Here is a 22889-nt window from a genome sequence, read left to right on the forward strand (position 1 = left end):
CCGACCGGCGCGATGTCCCTCAGGTGTGCCTTACATCGATTGTTCCAGTAGCAGTTGGTAATCGCTCGAACCAGATCTGAGTGATGTAGTTGATAAGCGAAATACATTGCCTCGTTGGTATGACAATAAGCTTTACCCACTATTAACGGGTGCCCGAGAATCTTTGCCGATAGACTCGGAAGCAGTGTGCGCAGTATATGCATGCTAACTAACGGGGCGGTATTGACAACAATCCATACCGATATAACTAATATTCAAGTCCAATAAATAAGGTGTCAGTGGGCTCGAGCGGGTTGCATCGGCCTTGATGCGCAAGCATGGACTCCTGCAATGCAGGAGTCGCAAAGGTGAGTGCCGGGTCAACACCCCGATGGAGCGCTCATCAAGTCCGGGGGCAGGCAGTCCTGGTTGAGCCCCTCCCGCAGGCCCGCGTACTCGAAGTGAGCGATATCGTGATGCCCAGTGGCTAAAACAACGGAATGCTATAGCTCACGATCAATCGATTCTGATCCTGGTTGCGGGACGCTTCGCTGTTCGACTTGCCATTGCGCCAACTGAATCCAACCCCTTTGAGCGCACCGGACTGGAGTACGTAGTCCAGGCTGATATCTCGCTCCCATTCTTTCTGGTTATCACCGGATGTCGTCTTGATGTTATCCCCGCTGAGATACATGACCGACGCTTTCAAACCCGGCAGCCCCAAGGCTGCGAAGTCATACGCATACTGACCGAAGGCCGTGCGCTCGCCCGCGCGGGTGAAGGTCTGGATCAGGCGATCGGTATACAGGTAAAGACTGGCCCCACCGGCGCCTTTGTCCGGCAGATTGCCCTGATTGAGCTGAGTGAAATTACTACCGCTGGAAACGCTTTGGTAACCCGCCGTAATCGCATGGGCGCCCAAGGCGTAAATCAGCGCGGCACTCCAGGTTCGGTTGTCGATCTCGCCATCGCTGTCTTGGGTGTAGCCACTGATTCTGTAGCCCGGGGTGCCCGAGCTGTTTCTACCGGACGAGTCGGTCTTGAAGTAACGCAGGTCGGCTTTCAGGGATTGATTGTCCGAGATCGCCAGTGTGTGGATCAGGCCGAAAAACTGCTGGGTGTAATAGTCTTCCAGGTTGGCGTAGTAATACTGGACGGTCAGGTCCCTGGTGATTTTCCAGTCGCCGCCTGCGAAGTCGAACGCGTTGCTTTCACGGGTACCGCCTGTGGCGGCCAGGCCGGTTTGATCGCTTGAACCCCGCCCCGTGGCGTGTTCAATCCGGCCACCCGTCAGGGTCAGATCCTTGAACTCGCTCGAAGTGATTTGCCCACCCTCGAATGTCTGCGGCAGCAGGCGTCCGTCGTTGGCCACCAGGATCGGCAGCTTCGGCATCAGCGTGCCCAGGCGCAGCTCGGATTTCGAGACCTTGACCTTGCCGGTCAACCCCAACCGGCTCCACTCATCGACGGCGCTGTTGTCGCTGTCCGAAGGAATCATCGAGCTGCCGACATGCCGTCCTTTGCCGCTGTCCAGGGTAACGCCCATCAAACCCAGCGCATCGATGCCAAAACCCACCACGCCATCGGTGTAGCCCGACTTGTAGTCGAGCATGAATCCCTGTGCCCATTCTTCGGTTTTCGAGGGGGCGGCCGAGCCGTCGCGGTTGTCATTGTTGAAGTAGAAATTACGCATGCCCAGCGTGGCCTTGCTGTCACTCAGGAAGTCAGCCTGTGCCTGGGTGCTGAGTGCAATGGCACCCAGAGCCAGGGTTACAACGGTGTTCTTGTTGCTCATATGAAGCGCCCCTTGTTTTTGTAGTTGGAATTGAGAAGGGTGACTCCCGCCATCACAGATGCGCTGTCGGCGGGAGCCTGCTGTTGGAATCAGATACCCAGTACGTTGGCGCCGATGCACGGGTCAATCCCGCGTTCCAGACGACGCTGGTGCAAGATCACAGTGATCTCCATCGAACCGGTGGTGACTTCGAAATCCAGAATGTGGCCGCCATAGGCCTGGAACGTGGCGTCGCCGGCGACTCCGTGCATGTGGATCGAAGGCAGATCGTTCTTCCACGCCACCGAGCCGGTGATGCTGGCCATCTCGACGTTGCTGAAGGTCTTGGCGTCGAAGTCCTTTTTGTCCTTGTTCCAGAAACCGAACTTCACGTTGCCGAAACCGATCCCGCTGATCGAGGCACTGGGGATCTTCTCGGCTATCGCCAGTTTGGTCAGTTCCTTGAACGCGTTGTCACCCGTGCGCAACACCATGAGGTAACCGGTGGGGGTCTTGGTGTAGCGGGGTGTGGCTTCAGTGGCACATTGCATGGGCGCTGGCGTCGCGGTGGGTGTGGTGTCGGCAACGGCCAGTTGAGTGCCTGCGGTATTGATCATCACGGCGGCCGTTACGGCCAGCATCAGTCTGCAAAAGCGTTGTTTCGGGTGACGTTGAGCGTGCATGAGACTTCCTCTGTTTTTATTGTGGGTGCAGCGGTTTTCGGGACGAGCGAATCCGATGCCTGTTGTTCACAGGCACGGAAGTTGTTGCTATTAGTGGGCGTTAGTTGAAACCGGTGACTTACAGCGCTTCGCGGTGGCTGACGCCGTCAACCAGGCGGGCGATGCCCAGCGGGTTGGCGTTTTTCAGGGCATCTGGCAGCAGGTTGTCGGGGCAGTTCTGGTAGCACACGGGGCGCAGGAAGCGATCGATCGCCAGGGTGCCGACCGACGTTCCGCGCGCATCCGACGTCGCCGGGTACGGTCCGCCGTGGACCATCGCGTCGCAGACCTCCACGCCCGTGGGGTAACCGTTGAACAATACGCGCCCGACTTTCTGTTCCAGCAGGGCCAGCACGTCGCTGACACTGCCGGCTTCCGTGTCTTCAATCATCAAGGTGGCGGTCAACTGCCCGCGCAGGCCGTGCAAGGCCTGCATCAACTCGGCGTGGTCGGCGACTTCGACGACGATAGTGGTCGGGCCGAATACTTCTTCCTGGAGCAATTCATCTCCGTTGATCAACAGGCTGACGTCGGCCTTGAACACTTGTGGCTGTGCCTGATTACCCTGTTGATCGGCGCCAGCCAGGTGCGTTAGGCCGGGGTGGGCGCGCAGGTTGTCCAGGCCGTGGCAGTAGCTTTTCAGGGCACCGCTGTTGAGCATGGTGTGTGCGGGTTGTTCGTTCATCAATCCGGCAAAACGCTCAAGGAAAGCGGTGAATTGCGGCGAGCGAATGCCCAGTACCAAACCGGGATTGGTGCAGAACTGACCCGCACCCAGTACCACCGAAGCGCTCAGCTCGGTGGCGATTTTGTCGCCGCGTGCCTTCAACGCTTCGGGCAACAGCAACACCGGGTTGATGCTGCTCATCTCGGCGAACACCGGGATCGGTTGCGGACGTGCTGCTGCCATGTCACACAAGGCCCGACCGCCGCGCAACGAACCGGTGAAGCCGACCGCCTGAATCGCCGGGTGCTTGACCAGTGCTTCACCGACACTGCCGTAAAGCAGGCTGAAGACACCTTCAGGCATGCCGGTTTTTCGCGCGGCGCGAGTGATCGCATCGGCGACGTAATCGGCGGTCGCCATGTGCCCGCTGTGCGCTTTGAACACTACAGGGCAACCGGCGGCAAGGGCGGAGGCGGTATCGCCGCCCGCGGTAGAAAAGGCCAGCGGGAAGTTGCTGGCACCGAACACCGCGACCGGTCCGAGGCCGGTGCGATACTGGCGCAGGTCCGGGCGCGGCAGCGGTTGCCGGTCCGGCAGCGCACGGTCGATGCGCGCGCCGTAGAAATCGCCGCGCCGCAACATCGTGGCGAACAGGCGCATCTGGCCGCTGGTGCGGGCCCGCTCACCCTGGATGCGCGCGGCGGGCAGGGCGGTTTCCTGGCACACGAGGCTGATGAACACTTCATCGAGCGCCTCCAGTTCTGTGGCAATGGCGTCAAGAAAACCGGCGCGACGTGCAGCAGAAAGGTTGCGCAAGGTCGGGTAAGCCGTGGCGGCGGCTTGCGCGGCCGCGTTCACTTCGTCCGGTGTCGCTTGATGAAAGCGGTACGGCAGCGCTTCCCCGGTGCTGGCGTCGTAGCTATGCAGGGTGGTCGTACCGTTTGCCGAACGTGTGCCGGCGATGTAGTTGTGGCCTGAAACTTCAAACATGTTGGACTCCTGATGAGCGGTGCAAACGGGTTCAAGTGAGCCGGTAGATGCGTCGGGCGTTGTCATGAAACAGGGCCAGCCGTTCAGCGAGGGGGCGGTCGCGAACAATGGCTTTGAACCCGTCGAGGACTTCGCTGAGGCTGTTCACCACACCGTCGACCGGGTAATTGCTGGCGAACGCGCAACGGCTGACATCGACAATCGAAATCGCTTCGTTCACCACCATCCGGTTCGCTTCGACTGGCCATGCCTTGCCGGGGATGCAGATGCCGGAAATCTTCAAGGCAACGTTCGGCTCCCGCGCCAGCAGCGCCAGGTTGGTACGCCACCCGGCCAAACCTGCTTCGGACCGATCAGCCGGCAGTGCGGTGTGATTGACCACGATGGTCACGTCTGGAAAGTCCCGGGCCAGCTCGGCCGCTTCTGGCAGGTGCCACCACGGCGCCTGCAACTCGAAGTGCAGGCCGTTTTTCGCCAGTTGTGCGTAGCCCTCACGCCAGCGCGGGTCACGCATGGAGCCTGGTTCTGCAAAATCTGCACGCCAGGTCTCGCGGCTGGTCACCGTCGGTTTGTGGCGGATGCCGCGTACCAGCGGGTGATTTGCGTACAGGCGCAACAGGTCGAAGGCGTCTTCACGGTCCAGCCAGGCCTGTGCAACCATCGCCGCCACACTGGATTCGCTGTGCGCCAGTGATTCGACAAACGTCACTTCGTCCGCAGGGGTTGCCGGGTCCCATTCACCTTCTATGACAACGGTCTGCACTACGCGATGCTTGCCGGCGAGTCGGCGATAGTCGGCCGGCAGAAAGTTGCGGCAAATGGACGAGTAATCGCCATAGCGGAACGGTCGCAACGGGCGATCGTTCAGCCACGGGTAGTAATGGGCTTCGATGTCGAAATAGTGTTGATGCGCGTCGACGATGGGCAGGTCCGAGTCGTCGCCACTGGCCAGAAAGCGCGCCCGCCAGTCGATGGTGGATAGCTCATCCATGCAGATGCTCCAGGCGATAAAAGCGTTGAGCGTTGCCGGCGAACACCGCTTCCTGCACTGCTCGGCCCAACGGTGCAAGCATGTCGGCCACGCCATTGGCAATCGTGTCGTAGGAAGCGCGCAGCCCGGCCACCGGAAAATTGCTGGCGAACATGCAGCGTTCGGGGCCGAAAATCTCCAGCGCGGTCAGTACCACCACCCGGTTGTCGGCGTAGTTCCAGGGCGAATCCTTCAGGCCGAACTCCGACAACTTGATGTGCACGTTGGGCTGCAAGGCAAGTGCTTCCAGGCCTTTGCGCCAGCGTCCCATGCCTTGCGGGCTGCGATCCCAGGCGAAGCCGGTGTGATTGAGCGCAATGCGGATTTGCGGAAACATCGCCGCCACCTCGGCCGCCTCGACCAGGTGCCACGGCGGCACGCGCAAGTCCCACGACAGGTCGTGATCAGCCAGTCGCGCAAATCCTTCCAGCCATTTCGGGTCCTGCATGGTGCCCTTGGCCCCGGCAATCGACACGTCCGGCGACGCCGAGGTCAGCGGTTTCGAACGTATGCCTTTGACCAGTGGCCGCGCAGCCTGGGCGGCGAGAATCTCGGCGCTGTCTTCGCGATCGAACCAGGTGTGGGCGACGATGGCGCTCGGGAAGCCATAACGGGCGTTCACCTGTTCCAGCCACCGGGTTTCGGCGACTTGCTCATCGCGTGCGCGCTCGGCTTCGACATGTACGGTGCCGACCAACCGTTGCTTTTCGGTCAGGGCCAGAAAGGTGTCCGGCAGGAAGTCACGGCACAGGCTGTGATAGTCGCCCAGAAAAAAATCCTCGTGATAGTCGTCCTGCAGCCACGGATAACGACCGTTGCCCAGGTCCCACAAGTGATGGTGGGCATCGACTATCGGCAGCGCGTCTTCGGCGGCAAGGTTGGGCAAGCCGTTGCGTTCGTGCAGCGTGATCATGACGTCGTCCCTTGTTCAGCGTGCCGCAGTCAATGGGGAAGGGCCGAGCACGCTATCTTCGACATCGCCCGCAGCGGCTGCTTCGGCTTTGGCCAGGACGCGGCTGCGCAGTTTGGCGACGTTCACCACTACGCGGGTGTGCGCCGCCGTAGCCACCAGCTCAACGTCATCGCGCACTTCAACGTTGAAGGTGACACTGCGACCTTCGATGCGCGTCACCGTGGCAACGATGCTCACCGACATCCCCAGCAGCGTGGCGCCGACGTGACGAATATCGACCGCGGCCCCCACAGTGTTCTCGCCTTCATCGAGGAAGGTCAGCAGGTAATCAAGGCAGGTCTGCTCGATGTCATCGACCAGGCGCGGCGTGGCGTAGATGCGCAAGTCTTCGCCGAGAAACGAGATGGTGCGCTCCTTGTCGACGGTCAGACGGCGTTCGGTGGCGCAGCCTGCATGCATTGTGGAGAAATTCATGGAAAACCTCTTGGTCAAGTCAAAGGGCAATTCAGGCAGCAGGCAGGAAGCCGATGGAAACCCACGGCACGGCAATCAGCACCGCCAGTGCCACCACCAGCGCACCGAGGTACGGCCAGACCCTGCGCATGGCACCGCTGGGGTCGACCTTGGCAATGGCGCACGCGGCGTAGAACCCCACGCCAAATGGCGGGGCGAACAAGCCCAGGCCCATGGCGAAGATCGCGACCATGGCGTAGTGCACGTCGTTGATGCCCATGGCTTTGGCGATCGGGAACAGCAGCGGTCCAAACAGGACGATGGCCGGGATGCCTTCCAAAAAGCTGCCAAGCAGGATGAACGCCACCGCGGAGATAATCAGAAAGCCCAGTGCGCCGCCCGGCACCGTCGACATCACTTGCGCCAGCTGGTGGGAGAAGCCTGACTGGGTCAGTGCCCATGCCATGGCGGTGGCGCTGCCGATGATGATCAGAATCGCGCCGGACAACGACGCGGTGCTGACCAGGATCGGATACAAGCGGCGCCAATCGAAGCAGCGATAGCACAGCAGACCGACGATGAAGGTGTACGCCACGCCAATGGCGGCGACTTCGGTCGCGGTAGCGACACCTTCAACCACGGCGGTGCGGATCACGAAGGGCAGGGCCAGGGCCGGCAACGCGACCAGCAGCGAGTGGCCGATTTCCTTGCCCGTGGCGCGTTGACCGGTAGAAGCGTCTTTCTTGCGGTTTTTCCACCAGACCACCGCCGCCATGGCAATTGCGCCCACGACCGCCGGCATGAAGCCGCCAGTGAACAGTGCGGAAATCGACACACCGGTTACCGAACCGATGGTGATCAGCACCAGGCTTGGCGGAATGGTTTCCGACATCGCCCCGCAGGCGTTGAGCATTGCCACCAGTTCGTTTTCGTCTTCACCGCGTTTCTTCATTTCCGGAAACAGCGCCGGGGCGATGGCGGCCATATCGGCAGCCTTGGACCCGGAAATGCCGGAGATCAGGTAGATGGCACCGATCAGCACATACGACAGACCGCCGCGCACATGACCGATCAACGAGCACAGGAAGCGAATCATCGCCCGGGCCATGCCCATGGCTTCGATCAGCGCACCCAGGAACACGAACAGCGGGATGGCCAGCAGGATCAGGCTTGCCATGCCTTCGTCCATCCGCCCGACCACCAGGGTCAGCGGTGTGCTGGTCATGGTCGACAGGTACGCCACCGTTGCCAGGCCGAACGCGACCATGATCGGCACGCCGATGACGATCATCGCCATCACGCCGATCATGAAGAAGATCACCAGGTTCCAGTTACCTATCAGCAGCATCGTGCCTTGCGCCACCCACAACAGCGCGGCGAGAGAGGCAAGCATCGCCACTGACACCGAGAAGTCGATCAGCCGGGCGCTGGTCAACAGTCGCGCGACGCAGGTCATCAGCATCAGGCTCAGGCCGACCGCGATGGCTGACACGCGAAAGGCGTTGGGGATTTCCAGGGCCGCGGTGGTGATGATCCACTCGTCGCTGACGTACTCCCAGGCCGGAGTGAACAGCAGTCCGATGAACGTGATGACGATGACTGCGCCCAGGGTGTCGACGAATGCGCGTTTTTCCACCGGCAAGCGCCCGATGAACGAGGTCAGGCGCATGTGCTCGCCGCGACGCATCGCCACCACCGAACCGAGCATCGCCAGCCACAGGAACAGCAGCGACGCCAGTTCATCCCCCCAGACGATCGGCTGGTTGAGTACATAGCGCGAAAACACGTTGCAGAACAGCAACGTGACTTCGATCACCACCAGCAGCGCCGCACTGCCTTCAGTCAGCCAGCGCAGGCCGGTGTCCAGCGCGCGTCCCAGGCGAAACGTGGCGTGGTGTGGGCCGAGTCCTTCAGCGAGTGCGACATCCGTCATTGGAATTTGATTTTTCATGACTGTGTCTCCGGCTTAGGACAGTTGACCCGCGTACTGCTCGAGCAAGCTCCAGGCTTCAGGGCCGTACTTTTCCTTCCACTGGGTGTAGAAGCCTTTGGATTGCAGGTCAGCCCTGAACAAAGCACGGTCGACTTTGTTGAAGGTTATGCCGTGGGCGGTCAGGGATGGCTCCAGGCTGGAGTTGAGATCGATCACCTGTTGGCGCTGGACCAGAGCGGCGGCGTTGATCTGCCGCGAAACGATTTCCTGCACATCGGCGGGAAGCTTGGGAAAGGTCTTGCCCGACGCCACGATCCAGAAACCTCCCCAGATGTGGTCGGTCATCGAGCAGTATTTCTGCACCTCATAGAAACGCGCGGACTCGACCACCACCAGCGGGTTTTCCTGGCCATCGACGACCTTGGTCTGCAACGCAGAGTACGTTTCGTTGATGCTGATGCCGGTCGGCGAGGCGCCCAGGGCACTGAACATCGACGTCCACAGCGGGCTGACCAGGACGCGCAGCTTGAAGCCGGCGAGGTCTTGCGGGGTATTGATCGGCCGCGTCGAACTGGTGATCTGGCGGAAGCCGTTGTTCCAGACTTTTTCCATCGGGATCAGGCCGACTTTCTCGGTCTTGGCGCGTACGTGCTCGCCCAGCTTGCCGTCCAGCGCGGCCCAGACACTGTTGTAGTCCTTGAAAGCGAACGGCATGCTTTCGATCGACATGGCCGGCACCAGTGTCGAAAGAATCGCGCCGGGCAACGGAATGAAATCGATCGCCCCGGCACGCACCTGGGACAGCATGTCGGTGTCGCCGCCCATGGCGCCGTTGGCGTAGACCTGCAAGTCCACTGCGCCATTGGTTTCGACCTTGATGGCTTCTGAGGCGGCTTTCATTTGCTTGTTCAGCGGGTGGGTGTCGGGCAGGCTGCTGGTGTAGCGCAACACAATGGGCTTGGTCGCGGCGAAGGCGCCGGAAGGCAGCAGATTGGCGGCGACAGCACCACCCACGGTGACGCCGGCAGACACCAGGAAGGATCGGCGGCTAACGGACTCGGTCAAGATACGGCTCATGATGTTCACCTATTGTTTTTGTTGTAGTTGTTCTAAAAAACAGCGGATCCCTGTAGGAGCGAGCTTGGTCCGGGCGGCGTTCCGACGATGGACGTTAACGATGACGCGCTTTGCCTGGGTAAACGCGGCGCTCTCCAGTCCATCGCGAGCGAGCTCGCTCCTACAAAGGTTCAGGACGCCAGTGCCACCACGGCCTGGCTGCGGATCAGTTCGTCGATTTCGTTTTCCGCGTAACCGCTTTCCTTCAGCACTTCGCGGGTGTGTTCGCCGAGCAGTGGCGCAGGGCGGCTGGTCGCAGGTGCGGCGTTGTCCATGTCGGAGAAGTGAATCGGCAGGCCCATGCCGCGCACTCGGCCTTCAGTGGGGTGTTCAGTCTCGACGACCATGCCGCGCGCCTTGGTTTGCGGGTGGGCCAGGGCGGCGGCGATGTCGAGGACAGGTCCGGCAGGCAGTCCGAGGCTGTCGAACAACACCATCCATTGATCGGTGGTGCGCGCCACCAGCACTTCGTTGAGAATTTCCACCAACGCCAGGCGGTGCTCCATGCGCAACGCGTTACTGGCAAAACGCGGATCGGCCTTGAGTTGCGGGACGGCCAGCGCCTCGACCAGTCGCTCGTAGTTGGCCTGGTTGGCGGCGCCGATATTGATCCAGCCATCGGCGGTGCGGAACACCTGATACGGCGCACTGGTGGAGTTGGCTGAGCCCATTTTCGGCAGGATGGTGCCATCGGCGAAATACGCCGCTGCCGGCCAGTACATCTGTTGCAGGCCGGCTTCGAACAGCGAAGTATCGACCATCTGCCCCAGGCCGGTTTTCTGTTTGGCGGCGTAGGCGGCGCAGATACCGAGGGCGGCGAGGATGCCCGAGTTGATATCGGCTACTGGCGAACCGGCCTTGACTGGCTCGCGTCCGGCTTCACCGGTCATGCTCATCATGCCGCTCATGCCCTGGGCGATCAGGTCGAATCCGCCTTTCTCGCCGAACGGTCCGCTGCGACCGTAGCCGGAGATCGCGCAATAGATCAGGCCCGGATTGAGGATTTTCAGGGTTTCATAGCCCAGGCCGAATTTTTCCATGGTGCCGGCGCGGTAGTTTTCCGTGACCACGTCGGCGTCCATCAGAAGGCGCCGCAACACGTCACGGCCGCCGTCGGTTTTCAGGTTAAGGCCGATCCCGCGTTTGTTGCGGTTGACCACCATGAACGAGGCGGATTCACCGCTGGCCATGATCGGCGAAAAGCGGCGCGAGTCATCGCCATCCGGGACTTTCTCGACTTTCACCACGTCCGCGCCCATGTCGGCCAGCATCATGCCGCACACCGGTCCGGACATGATGTGAGCCAGTTCTACAACGCGCATGCCTGTCAGCGGTCCCATGTTATTTACCCTCGAAGTGTGGTTTGGCTTTCGCGATGAAAGCGTTCAGGCCGATCTGAAAGTCCTGGGTGTCGTAGCAGCAATAACTGCTGTCGATCTGCTCGTCGGTGGGTGCGACGCCGGCTTCCAGTTGTCGTGCAGCCTGGCGGTGCCAGCGAGCGACAAGCGGCGCACCGTTGGTGATGCGCTTAGCCGTTGCAAGGGTCTCCGACTCGACGTCGACATCGGCCACGACACGGGTCACGAGTTTTTTCACGTAGGCGTCGTTGGCGTCGAGAATGCGGCCCTCCAGGAGAATTTCCAGGGTGGTCGAGCGCCCGGCCAGCGCCACCAGACCGGCCATTTCGTCATAGGACATGACCAGCCCGAGCTTGCCGACCGGCGCGCCGAAGCGGCTGGAGGTGCCGCAGATGCGCAGGTCACAGAGCGCGGCGATTTCCAGGCCGCCGCCGACGCACACGCCATGGATCATCGCGATCACCGGGTGCGGACAGTCGGCGATCGCACGCATCGCCGCCGAAGTGACTTCGGCATACACCCGGGCTTGTGCCTGGTTGGCACGCACGCTTGGAAACTCGCCGACATCGGCGCCGGCGGCAAAGGCCTGTTCGCCAGCTCCGCGCAGCACCACGCAGCGCACGCTGGAGTCGGCGGACAGTTCGGTCATGACGTCGCCCAGGTCCTGCCACATGGACAGGGTCAGGGCATTCATTTTCCCCGGGTGGCTAAGCGTGACGATGGCAATGGCGTCTTGTCGTTCGATAAGGACGGTGGGCTTCATGATTGTTCCGCGGGCGTCGGCCGGGCCGAATACGCGGATGCCTCCTGATTTATTGTTGTTGGATAGCGTCTGCTTACAGCGATTGTTCGAGCATCGACAGGTAGTCCGCAGAGGACGCTTCGCGGGGGTTGGTCTTGTGGCTGTGATCGTGCAGCGCGCCTTCGACGATGCCGGCGAACAGGCTCTCGTCCACGCCGATCTCGCTCAGCCGGGTCGGCAGGCCCAGGCGCCGGGTCATGTCTTCGATGGCCGCGCCGATATTGGCGCCGGCGTCAAGGCCCATGGCATGGCGCAATCGTTCGAGTTTTCGCTCGTCACGCACGGTCGGGGCATCGGCGTTGAAGTGCACGACCGCAGGCAGGAAGATCGCGTTCAAGGTGCCGTGGTGCAGCTTCGGATTGATCCCGCCCAATGCGTGGGACAGGCTGTGCACACAGCCCAGGCCTTTTTGAAAGGCGAGGGCGCCCTGCATGGAGGCGCTCATCATGTTCATCCGCGCTTCGCGATCGCCGGGCTCGGCCGTTGCGCGCTCGATGTGTTCCCAGGCGCGCCACAGGCCATCGAGGGCGATGCCGTCGGCGGCGGGGTTGAAGGCCGGCGCCATGAAGGTTTCGATGCAATGTGCGATGGCGTCCATGCCGGTGGCGGCGGTGAGCATTGCCGGCAGGCCCAGGGTCAATTCCGGATCGCAGATCGCCACGCGGGGCACGACATACGGCGAGATCACGCCGACCTTGCGCCCGTCATCGAGGATCAGAATGGCGCCGCGACCCACTTCGCTACCGGTGCCGGCCGTGGTCGGAATCGCAATCAACGGCGCGGTGGCCGGGGTGATGCGGTTCAGTCCGCCTTCGATCACCGCAAAGCTTTGCAAAGGACCGTCGTGAGTGGCGCAGACCGCCACGCCCTTGGCCAGATCGATGGAGGAGCCACCGCCAACGGCGATGATGCCGTTGCATTCACCGAGGTGGTATTGCGCCACGGCTTCCCGCACGGCGTGTTCGTTCGGGTTGGGTGGGGTGGCGTCGAAAATCGTCGGAGCACGCTCAGCGCCGAGGGCTTTGATGACTTTGTCGACGATGCCGGCATTGCGTACGCCGAGGTCGGTAACGATCAGCGGCCGGGTGATGCCGGCGTGCTCGGCTTCGGCGGCCAGGTGCTGCAGGCTGTCGTAGCCGAACTGGATCTTGGTGACGTAATTGATCAGGGACATGATTCACCGCAAGTTATACAGGATTGTTATTGTTGCAACCGGTCTACGGCAGGCGGACTTTCGCTCTCTGGCCAAACCCATTGCATTGCCTGGCTGTGGGGTGGACTATAGGTCCGTCGTAGCAAGCCTCGATACTGACAACTTTCGATACCTCTATAACTTTAAGTTAACCCTGATGACGCCCTCACTGAACTCGATCATGTCCCGCCTGCACATCAAGCAGCTGCGTTTACTGATAGCCCTTGATGAGCACGGCTCCTTGCTGGGCGCGGCCAAACAGGTTGCGCTGACACAACCTGGTGCCAGCAAAGCGCTGCAGGAAATTGAAACCACCTTTGGCACTTCGCTATTCACTCGCACTAACCGCGGGCTTGAACCCACTGACGCCGGACGCTCTGTCATTCGCTACGCCCGGTTGATCCAGACCGATCTCGCGCACCTGCGCGAAGAGATCATCGGCATCAAGAGCGGCGAGGGCGGGCGCGTGTCGGTCGGCACTATCATGGGCGCCGTGCCGCTGTTGACCACGGCGATCAGCCGGGTGATTGCCGATCACCCGAAGTTGTCCATCGAGATCGTCGAAGACACCAGCGCCGCGCTGCTCAGCCAGGTTGACGCGGGGCGCCTGGATCTGGCGATCTGTCGTACTACCATCAGCACCACACCCTATCTGTATGAGAGCTCGACGTTCGTGGAGGAAACCCTGGCGGTGATCGCCAGCACCCAGCATCCGTTTGCCTATGCCCGGGAGTTATCGCTCAAGGACCTGGTGGATTACCGCTGGGTGGTCTATCGCGCCAACATGCCGATGCGTTTGCTGTTGGAACGAGAGTTTCACGAGGCCGACCTGCGTTTTCCGGTGCACCTGCTGGAGACGACATCGGCGTTCGCCACCTTGTCGCTGCTTCAGGAAAACCCGACCCTCGTCGCGCTGGTCTCGACCGACGTGGCGAAGTTCTGCTCCGCCTACGGTTTCACCACCACGCTGCCGCTACCCATCACCTCGCGCAGCGAACCGTATGAGTTGGTTTCGCGCAAAAACGTGCCGGACTCGCCCGCTGCCAGACTGCTACGCGAGGCGTTGTTGAACCTGGTGTGAGCCCAAGGCTACGTTTGTGATATTGACTGGCTTTGGAACCGCGCATTCGTGCAATTCAGGCAAAGCTCATAGAAAGGGTTGAGCCATTCGACTCCCTAACTCCGATTATGAAGCTGGATGGCATTGGCACCAGGTCTCCATGGCTGCCGCATTACGTGCCCAACTTTATGCCAATGATGGAAAGCGAGGCACGTCGACTATGACCTCAAGGCTGGAAGCGCACCGCTAGATCTAGCTGTGTCTCGGACGCTCAGACCACCTAGCAATTAGCTAGATAGCCTGAGCCGAGGGCAGGCCCGGGTTGGGTTACAGACCGGCCTCAGCCTGCTTGTTATTGCGATTTTGGAACAGGCGAGCGATATCTTGGGTGGATGGCGGGGCAGCCACCGTCATCAGTTTCAGCTTGGATTTAATGGGGGCACCCATGACGATATGATTGACGAACATTCGACGCTCATCGCAGGGCTCGTCACCTTTCGCCCATGCGTGTTGGAAGGCAGTTTGCACGATGTAGCTATAGCCAACTTTGCATGATGCTCTGTAGCTGCGCTCCTGCTCCTTCCAAAAATCCTTTTTCTGGAGACTGCGGACGTCCGAGGGTGTCCAACCTTCCTGGGTTGTCCGCTCAGCCCAGTATTCGCTGACGCAGTTTTGGATGTTGCCTTCGCTGGCCTGCATGGCCGACTGGAATGCTGACTGCCAGTCGGCATATGCCGGTGTAGGGCATGTCAGGTCTTCAGTATGTTTGGCCAGGCCTTCTTGGTAGTTTCGCGCCAGCAACGCATCCAGGGCGGCGCTGGGGGCCCTGGCTTGCTTGGTGGCCTCAGCCTGCAATTGGGATAGCGTGGTCTTTGCCAGGTCGACGGGCTGCAGCTCTAAGGACTTCAGTTTTTGTGCAATGGAGCTAGCTTCGTCTTCTTCGAAGACTTTCAAAGTGTAGGTACTTCCCGAGCGGTTCAGGATCTGGACGATGCTACTCGGCATTGCCAGGTCGCCCAGAAGACTCTGCAGCTTCAGCCCATAGTGCTGAGTTTGAAGCATGGAGAGGGTGGATTCAGCCGTTTTGGCCTCGGCAACTGCTTTCCCGGCTCGGCGCGTTGCATCTCGCGCGGACTTCTCTGCGTCGACTACCTTCTGGTTAAGCGTTGCAATTTGGCCTTCGATGGCAGATCGCTGATCAACCAGTTCTTTGTTTCTAGCTTCCCCCGCTGCCAAGGATTCGGTCTGCTTATCCATCTGCTGTTGAAGCTTACGTTGCTCGATCTGCAGGCGGGCGAGATCCTCTGAGACAACCTCCTTCTGGAAGACTGGCCGGACGGTATAAACGTATCCAAAAACTACTACCACCAGCATGAATACCTGGGAGACGTTGGCGATAACCCCTGAGTACGATAGCGTTTTCTCTAGCCGCGTTGAGCTGCCCGTTGGCTTTAGAGGCTGCGTCACGTTGGCGTTGGAGCGCTGTTTACCGAGAAATCGTACGTATCGATTACGAGCTGCCACTGGGTTTCCTAATAGGTGAACATGATTTGGGATAGGCGCGCGCACGCGGCGGAATGGTACGAAATTTCGAGGCCTTGAGCTGATTTTTTCGGCATGACACATGCGATGCCAATTCGCGCTCCATACCGCCTGGGCAGTCCGGCGGATCTGACGACCTGAATTGCCTAACGCTGAGGGCGACGGACTCTTGGTCAGGCAATGGTTCTGGCGTCGATGCAGCTCTAGTTTTTGGTGGGCTGCATCGGGCACCGGACTGGATCACCATGGGTTGATCGTTACTCCGTGGTTTCGCTTTCCCATTTCGGTAGGGAAACGAAGTGAATCGTTTTCTCCCCGTCCAACTCGATGTTTGCGCCGGCCCGGCGTGAAAACCAGAATGCCGATTGCGTCCGGACAGTCCTGGCAGCAGACTGCTGGGAATCCGCACTAATGCTTGGAGCATCTTCCTTGATCACCAGTGGGAACCAGAGCTGCGGCGGAAGCGGAAGCCGACTATGACGGCACGCCATCACCAAGACAGGCCAATGTCCTAGGCGAACAGCGGAAAGGCGCGTGTAGTCCCCATCCCCGGAACATTCCCTCTCCAGTATTCTTCTGGCTGCCATGCCGTCAGCAGTGATGGGTATGTCACACAGCGCAAGCCCATGCGAGGGATCACTGAGATACAAGAGAGCCTCGGTGTCAGGCCCGGGCATCCAGAGCTGCTGATTGCAATGTTTCATCTCGCTTCGTACGAATCGAGAGAATCGTTCTCTAGACCCCGTTTCGCCACCCAAAGTGGCCCAGAGCATCATGACCGGAATGAGAGCGCTGCCCTTCGTCTGCTGCGCCCGATACTCTTCAGTTCTGGCCTGAGGATGCCGTATCAGCTCCTGATAGCTGCCGTGGATGGTCGGGTACTGATGATGCCTGGTGAAATTGAAGTGGTAATAGGTCAGAAGCTCATCACAGTAATCCTGCGCATAGCTGCGCCACTCCCTCATCATCGACAGGAACATCAAGGCGCAAGTGATCTCGATGACTTGCTCGTCGGCTACAGGGGAAAACAGTGCACGATTGTTTTGGATGAGTTCGGCGATGTGGCGAGCGAGCTTGGAGGCATCCTCCGGTACCTCGGAGGCGTTAAGGACTCGTGGCTCATTACCGTCAAGGTGGGGCCAGAGAATCCACAGCCCCCTCAGGGCGATACGCCCCAGGGTCTCAAAAAGTTTGAGGTTGATGTCCACAGCACTATGGGAGTTTACGGAGCTAGCTAGTGCATCTCGCTTTGCTGTGAGCGGCAGCATTTTATCTCCCATCAGCTCTGCCCAGATCTTAGTGTGCAGATCCAGCAGCTCGCCGAAGGTCAGCCCAATATGCTTGTGTCCGATCGATGCCGCTTCGATGTCACCCTTGACCAGCTCCCATGCACGCAGAATGACCAGCTCACTGGCTCGGTAGGGGGCTTCAAGGTTCTCCTGCGCGCGTGCCCATACGAACAGCACTGAGAGACAGATGTACATTTGTCGTAGTGTCGCGAGCCGGTGCACAGCGTCGAGGTTGTCGGCCTTCACGAGCCCTTCGATGAGTGCGGTGAAATGCTGAACTGAAACGTCGGGCTCGTCGAGCATTGCAATGGACTTCTGGAACCGCGACTGCAGAGTCTTGCTCACATGCTGGTGCTGTAGCAATCCATCAGCGAGCAAGCCCGCCATGTAGTCACCATTCCACTCCTCAAAGGAAATCCGATCATTACTAAGCCTACTGATCAAGCCTGTTAGATTGTCTCTCACAGCCTCTTTCACACTGCCCCCAAAGCACAGGCAGATGACGATCTTCAATGACTCGTACTGAGTGGCAATCCGCTTGGGAATGTATACGTCGATGATATCGTTAATAGAGGTTCGTACACCTTGGGGCACTGCATCCCACTCGGCTCGCGTCAGGTCTCCCTGCTTGATTGTGAACAGGTAGAGCTTTTGCTCGTCGTTCACCATGGGGCTTACGGCGGCGACGTCGACGCCGAACTGGCGTGGCCCCGTCGATGGACGGGAGATCACGTTGTAGCCCAGTTCGCTCAACAAATCGGGTAGAACGACATCCAGCTCATTGCGCTCGCGGAGCGAGGCAAGGTACTCACGGAAGACGAGTTTCATTGCGAGCGCTTCTCGTGCAAGAAGTTGAGGATCTGGAGTTCAAGCGTGGAGGGCTCAAGCACCGAATGCCGAGGGAGCTGAAACGTATGTTTAATAGTCGCGAGTGACTGCTCCATGCGGCGCATTGGCCCCGTTTCGTTGCCATCCATGTGCTGTGGAGGTGGGAACTCGGGCACCCAACTGGCCATCCCTACGCCGTATAGCAGCACTTTTTCGCTGACCAGACTCGCTAAGATTGAAGACTTGCGAGCCTCCACCATCTCATTTTGCATTTGCTCATTGCGTCGATGATGCTCCAACTGACGCTCACGCTCCGAGGGCTGCAGCTCGCGGATGTGAGTATCTCCAAGGCCTTCCAGGTACTTACGCAGTTCCTGCAATGCTTGCTGGACTGCCTTCGAAGCCGGATCCGTGGGACTTGCTGCTATCTCGTCCAGGTAATCTGATCGAAGACCGGAGTAGTTGATCAGAACTGGGTCGAACAGCAGGCTCTCCAGCGCGCCTAAGGTCGCACCCGTGGCGTTACGCATCATGCTCACTAACAGGGAGGCAATAAAAAGGGGCTTTGAGAAAAAGGTGCCAAGCGCTTTGCGTGCGATGAGAAGGTAATCGCTTTCCGGTACGTCCAGCGCCTGACTGAAATCGAAAGTGAAAACCCGGCCTTCACTAGCTGCAAACAAGCCGCGCCTGAGCGCTAGAGATAAGCTCAGTGACTCAGACTGAAGCCAGCTCACCACCCACTTGTCCAGGACAGCAGCGTCTCCGTTCTCAAGCTCATGCAGAACGGAAGAGAAATGAGTAAATGGTACAGCGGGCTCACCGAGGATAAGTTTCTCAACCACATCCCGAGCCTCTGATACCTCACCTCTCGTGATAAGCCCGGCCAACACGATGTCCAGCAACTTGACGAACTCATCCTCTGGCTGGCCTGACGCCAGAAGAGCAAGGAGATCACGACGAACTTGGGCGCTATAAGCATTTGATGTGCCCATCAACGCAAAGGCGATCGCTTTCTTGGCCGCTAAAGTGACGGGGGAGGTGGAACTCTCGATCAGCCTGTACGTCGATCGTTCCAGTTCGACCGGAGCATCCTTTTGCCAGGCAAGTCCCAGGGCGAGGAGCGCTTCTTGTACCGAAGGGTCGGTCTCACGCTCGATCACGGCGAGGATGGTTTCGACAAGGTCAGCAGTCGTGGCCCGTACTTCAGCAGGCAAATTACAGAGGGCTCTAGCTACCTGGGAGCGCTGAAGGGCGTCACCGTTTTGGAGAAACTCGATAGCCTGGGCCAAGTAAAAATCTGCATCTACCTGCAGTCCGGCACTGATGCATGCCTGTATGCAATGAAATCGTTGAGAAAGCAGGGCACCCGACTTGATGAGTTGAAGTAGCTCGATGAGGCGCTCTGGTGAAGCTTGGCACCACTTCAATATCTCGGTGTACGGGGAGTGGCTGAGTATGGGGTCATCGTGAGGAATGGCCCCAGCCATCAGTTCAAGCAAATCCACGCAACTGGTTGCAATGTAGCCCAATGCCGGCAGGAGAACCTCCATACCCAGATGCATTTCGTTGCTCGAAAAGCGAGACGACTCAGGTAGAGGGAGGAGGGGGCGGAGATCAAGATGCTCTGATTGATGAGCATCGATCAAGGCTTGGGAAAAGAGCGCGCTATCGTGCCGCCAGCTGTCCTCAAAAATCAGATCAAGCAGTCTCCCTTCTGTAGCGGCCAGTACGATTTCATCTTGCGATGGGGTGGTCATCTCAGCTCCTTCCAAGCAATCCATTGCTCAGGCATTGCCGAGCTCGATAATGCACCAGATGTTACGACCTCTGCAGCAAACAGGCGAGTATTCAGGATCGACATCGTCGTCGAGGGGCCAACGATAAGAGTCTGGCCATCAGTGTGATGAAGATAAGGCTTCGTCGTCGGGGAGAGCAGGGTAGGCAATCCCGGTGCTATCATCGGCATCCGCAGGTATCAATCATGCTGTCGAACCTACTCCCTGCTTACTCAAACAGCTCCAACACGACGGGAACTCCACCCGTGACAGCTTTCTGTGCTTTCCAAGGTAGATTTATGGCTATTGAATTAAGTGAAGAAGAAATGCGTAAGGCACTCTTCGGAGCCAGTGTGGATCCATTGACGCCTAAGGTAACAGCACCAGTAGTTGATATAACAACGACCTCACTAGCTCCAAGCCCACCCACGCGTCCGAAGAAAACTACTGGTTACCATACGTCCAAGCTACGTGTGACCTTACATGTATCTAAGGTGTACGACGGTGAAGTCGAAGTCTTTGTTCACGACTCGAGCAGCCTGAGCAAGCTGGTAGCCGAGCAGGAGGCCAAGGCCGCCGCAAAGAATAAAAAATACAAGTACCTGGAGTTGATCTCTGTTGAGTCGACTTCAAAGTAACTCTCCAATCCGAAGGATTCTTAAGGATTGGAGGGGCCGCGGCGCCCGTAAATGCTTTTGTCGCGGTTTAGGACAGCTGCCTGCGAAGGGTGGTGAAGCAAAGACTTTGCGAGAATCGGGCCCTGATCTAGCCGTAACCGACGAATAACACATACTAAAATGCTATAACAAAAAACCCTACAATAACTAAACCCCAGCAACTAAGCAAGAAATCCCGACAATATATCCATATTGTTTTATAGTCTGAAAGTGAAAAATAAAACTACACATATTGTCAGATTGGCAATTAATTAAAAATAAAGAGCTAGAACTAACAGCCATCTTGCCGTTCATCCTATTGATTTTACTCTATTAGCCTTCCCCCTTAAAACATTTAATACAAATTGACAGCGCGCCGACTGAAACAAATCAACGGATGGGCGAAATCGACCCTGTTGCGCGTTGGAAAGGTAATTTACCTTTTTTGCACTTCTACTAGGCTCATAAAGTAAAGATTCTCGCCTTGACTCTTCGGGACAAAATCCTAGGCTAGTGATCTGGAGCGAAATATTTCAATTCGAACACTAGAGGAAAGTCAAATGAGTAATAAAAACAAAGTTACTTTTATAGGCGGTGGCATACACCTACATAAAATCCCGTACAAGCTCAATCAGCTCCCGTACAAGCCGACTATCACACTCGCGATCGATAAATTAACTCAAAGTACTATCAGCTTCACCATTCTGGAAACACCGACCGCACAAAACATTCAGATTCATACTTGTCCACTGAAAACCATGTTTATCAACTACATTCGGAATGCATTGGCACGCCAACTTACTGGCAACCCAGACTACTTCCGCGCTGACAGTTCGCCCCAGTTCACTAATGCCAGCTATGTTAAAGCTATGAAAGAGTTTGCTTTGCAACCAAAGCTAGCCGGGTCTAATAAAGTAGTTGGAACGATTCAAATCGATCACACAGTAGCAGACATATTTGTGAGCCTGTCACAGCCCCTCCACCGATATGCCCCACCATTGCCTAAAAATCCTCCGTTTGGTGAACTGTGGCGTCAGCGCGGCCACCGTTTCCCGCAGAGTCAGTAAATTTAGTATTGAAGGTGCTCATGTGCTCAGCATTCCAAGCAGTAAGGCTGAGCACGTTAAACTTACCCCAGGGGGTAATCGCCATGAATAAGTTTCTGATCCGTGCTCAAGTAGAGACAGCGGTGCTGAACTTCCCGTTGACTCACGAAATCACGCGGCTAGAATCTATCTAACATGGAGGAGTTAAGTCTTACTTCAAAACAAACACCTATCAAAATAGAATATTGCGCCTGACCGCTGAACCACAAATGTCGATGAGGCTTTGGTGCTATATTGATCGCTTTTTCGCCCACTCATACGAATGAAGCCCACCTCAAGAAGCGTGCTCATTCGCTTGACAATGGTTGATTTCAGCACCTTACGGCCGAGCAATACAGTGTGAACTTCGATGGCCACGGGCGTACTGAACTCATCGCCGAGGAACAGGAGCGGCAGACTTGAGTAGAGCGACTTGCTGACTAACCGCCCAAGAGCTTTTTCAATTAATTCTTTATGGTCAAATAGCAACGCTGTGCTTCGCGTTAATACGAGATCAATGGGTAAAAATCGTTGATTTGGTTTCAGCTCAGGCACATCAGCTACCACACCAAGGTAAAAGGTTGAAGACGACCAGCAGCGCGAATCTCGATGGGCATCTCCGACAGTACCTAATTGCTCAACGTGACTAAGTGGAAACCCTATCTGATCCGAATTAACCAAGCGATCGACCACACCCTTTAAAGTATTACGCTCATGGTTGAAATCGATAGGAGATCCCGGCAGTGCAAAATTAATATGGCCCTGTTGGCTGTCTGATTCACGCAAGAGTACTTCGATTACTCGCTTCAACCTGCAATAACGGAAGACAACGATATCTACCGTGTGTCGATAGTTAGGCTCACCGGTAGAGCATTTTTCTGCGTCGATCATGAGTAGAGACCTAGAGACTGGAGTGAATACTTCTTTATCGTAGCGTAGATGCCTCGGAGTCTAAAATCCAACTAAGTGAAGTCATAATTTAATCCCCAGGCAAGCAAGATAGGTGGAGAGCGATATTTTTCCAGTAATTTAACAATGCTCACGTCCTGAAAATGGGTCTTTTAGTCGAGAATGGTCGCTAGTTTTTTTTCCACTCACTCTCCGATCTTCGTATGAGGTCGTAGTTCGGAAGTTACTAAGTGTTTGATTGAAAAACGATTCCGGTTAATTTCGATGATTTCCACTCTAATATCAATTGCCACAACAGTGTGAGGATGGAGGCAGTCGTGTACTGATAGGCCATTTAACATAATATACATTATGCGTACTCATGGATATTCACTGCGAGCCTCTCTGCCAGGGTTTTAAAGCCATAGCAGCTCTCGGAAGTAATCTCTCTTCATTTCGAGAACTAAATTCCGTTCATAGCCGTTTAGCCGCCTGGAAAAGAATTTACCTCTACCTGCATATCTCACATTCTATCTGATGAGTTTACGGCCGGTACGGTCACCCGATCGCCTGCTCTGATGATCCATAAGTGCGCATTTTTGGTCTCCATTGGTCCTACTGGCCTCCGTTTAAAGAGCTCGCTTACCGAACCGGTGTGAGTCCTGGCGGGGTTCGGCGCGCCTGATTTTGCTTTGTGAGCAGCGAATCCACGGATGTCGTTCTTGATTGATGTAATCGTGCACCAGACCCGAGTTCACCGATTCGCTTAGTAATGGAAATGTTTTGGGGCTAGCCAGTTCATTGATGCCATCGCTGAAACCGCAGATCCGCCCCCAA

General features: G+C 57.6%; 18 protein-coding genes. 3 read left to right on the forward strand and 15 right to left on the reverse strand.

Annotated elements, in window-relative coordinates; genetic code table 11:
- Positions 1–466 precede the first annotated feature (466 nt).
- From ACLD1X_RS14290 to ACLD1X_RS14340, 11 genes are all read right to left on the reverse strand, one after another.
- Positions 467–1774 (reverse strand): OprD family porin, encoded by a 1308-nt coding sequence (locus tag ACLD1X_RS14290; protein WP_429368601.1) that lies wholly within the window; start codon positions 1772–1774, stop codon positions 467–469.
- An 89-nt stretch (positions 1775–1863) separates the two neighbouring features.
- Positions 1864–2436 carry a PPC domain-containing DNA-binding protein gene (locus tag ACLD1X_RS14295; RefSeq protein WP_429368603.1) on the reverse strand — a complete coding sequence of 191 codons (573 nt, stop codon included), beginning with the start codon at positions 2434–2436 and terminating at the stop codon, positions 1864–1866.
- A gap of 118 nt (positions 2437–2554) precedes the next feature.
- Positions 2555–4132, reverse strand: a complete 1578-nt coding sequence (locus ACLD1X_RS14300) for an aldehyde dehydrogenase (NADP(+)) (protein ID WP_429368605.1) — start codon at positions 4130–4132, stop codon at positions 2555–2557.
- A 31-nt stretch (positions 4133–4163) separates the two neighbouring features.
- Entirely contained in the window at positions 4164–5123 is a 960-nt protein-coding gene (locus tag ACLD1X_RS14305) for an amidohydrolase family protein (protein WP_429368607.1), read from the reverse strand.
- Positions 5116–6075, reverse strand: coding sequence for an amidohydrolase family protein (locus ACLD1X_RS14310; protein ID WP_429368609.1), 960 nt, complete (start codon positions 6073–6075; stop codon positions 5116–5118). The genes ACLD1X_RS14305 and ACLD1X_RS14310 overlap by 8 nt, the downstream gene beginning before the upstream one ends.
- Positions 6076–6090: 15 nt before the next feature.
- A complete protein-coding gene (locus ACLD1X_RS14315; RefSeq protein WP_429368611.1) occupies positions 6091–6549 on the reverse strand; it encodes a thioesterase family protein in 459 nt (152 codons plus the stop codon).
- Positions 6550–6580: 31 nt separating this feature from the next.
- Positions 6581–8479, reverse strand: coding sequence for a TRAP transporter large permease subunit (locus ACLD1X_RS14320; RefSeq protein WP_429368613.1), 1899 nt, complete (start codon positions 8477–8479; stop codon positions 6581–6583).
- A 15-nt stretch (positions 8480–8494) separates the two neighbouring features.
- A complete protein-coding gene (locus ACLD1X_RS14325; RefSeq protein ID WP_429368615.1) occupies positions 8495–9538 on the reverse strand; it encodes a TRAP transporter substrate-binding protein in 1044 nt (347 codons plus the stop codon).
- 170 nt (positions 9539–9708) lie between these two features.
- Entirely contained in the window at positions 9709–10917 is a 1209-nt protein-coding gene (locus ACLD1X_RS14330) for a CaiB/BaiF CoA transferase family protein (RefSeq protein WP_429368617.1), read from the reverse strand.
- 1 nt (position 10918) lies between these two features.
- Positions 10919–11698, reverse strand: coding sequence for an enoyl-CoA hydratase-related protein (locus tag ACLD1X_RS14335; protein WP_429368619.1), 780 nt, complete (start codon positions 11696–11698; stop codon positions 10919–10921).
- A gap of 73 nt (positions 11699–11771) precedes the next feature.
- The gene (locus ACLD1X_RS14340; protein WP_429368621.1) at positions 11772–12911 is read right to left on the reverse strand and encodes an iron-containing alcohol dehydrogenase; all 1140 of its coding nucleotides are present in this window, start codon (positions 12909–12911) and stop codon (positions 11772–11774) included.
- A gap of 175 nt (positions 12912–13086) precedes the next feature.
- Between ACLD1X_RS14340 and ACLD1X_RS14345 the strand changes: the two genes are divergently transcribed.
- Entirely contained in the window at positions 13087–14010 is a 924-nt protein-coding gene (locus ACLD1X_RS14345; RefSeq protein ID WP_429368623.1) for a LysR family transcriptional regulator, read from the forward strand.
- Positions 14011–14316: 306 nt separating this feature from the next.
- Here ACLD1X_RS14345 and ACLD1X_RS14350 read toward each other — a convergent pair whose 3' ends face one another.
- The 3 genes from ACLD1X_RS14350 to ACLD1X_RS14360 form a co-directional block, all read right to left on the reverse strand.
- Positions 14317–15513 carry a hypothetical protein gene (locus ACLD1X_RS14350; RefSeq protein WP_429368625.1) on the reverse strand — a complete coding sequence of 399 codons (1197 nt, stop codon included), beginning with the start codon at positions 15511–15513 and terminating at the stop codon, positions 14317–14319.
- Between the two features lie 275 nt (positions 15514–15788).
- Positions 15789–17648, reverse strand: a complete 1860-nt coding sequence (locus ACLD1X_RS14355) for a chemotaxis protein (protein WP_429368627.1) — start codon at positions 17646–17648, stop codon at positions 15789–15791.
- On the reverse strand, positions 17645–19405 hold the full coding sequence (locus tag ACLD1X_RS14360) for a hypothetical protein (RefSeq protein ID WP_429368629.1): 1761 nt from the start codon (positions 19403–19405) through the stop codon (positions 17645–17647). Before ACLD1X_RS14360 ends, ACLD1X_RS14355 begins: the two co-directional genes overlap by 4 nt.
- Positions 19406–19722: 317 nt before the next feature.
- Here ACLD1X_RS14360 and ACLD1X_RS14365 point away from each other — a divergent pair, with 317 nt between their 5' ends.
- Both ACLD1X_RS14365 and ACLD1X_RS14370 read left to right on the forward strand, forming a co-directional pair.
- Positions 19723–20061: a hypothetical protein gene (locus ACLD1X_RS14365; RefSeq protein ID WP_429368631.1), complete on the forward strand. Its 339-nt coding sequence runs from the start codon at positions 19723–19725 to the stop codon at positions 20059–20061.
- A 578-nt stretch (positions 20062–20639) separates the two neighbouring features.
- Positions 20640–21146, forward strand: coding sequence for a hypothetical protein (locus ACLD1X_RS14370; protein WP_429368633.1), 507 nt, complete (start codon positions 20640–20642; stop codon positions 21144–21146).
- Positions 21147–21341: 195 nt separating this feature from the next.
- On the opposite strand, the gene ACLD1X_RS14375 is transcribed toward ACLD1X_RS14370, so the two are convergent.
- Positions 21342–22055, reverse strand: a complete 714-nt coding sequence (locus ACLD1X_RS14375; RefSeq protein WP_429368635.1) for an NUDIX hydrolase — start codon at positions 22053–22055, stop codon at positions 21342–21344.
- Positions 22056–22889 lie beyond the last annotated feature (834 nt).

Source organism: Pseudomonas sp. 18173, from assembly GCF_050432945.1.
In the GTDB taxonomy this organism is placed as follows: Bacteria; Pseudomonadota; Gammaproteobacteria; order Pseudomonadales; family Pseudomonadaceae; genus Aquipseudomonas.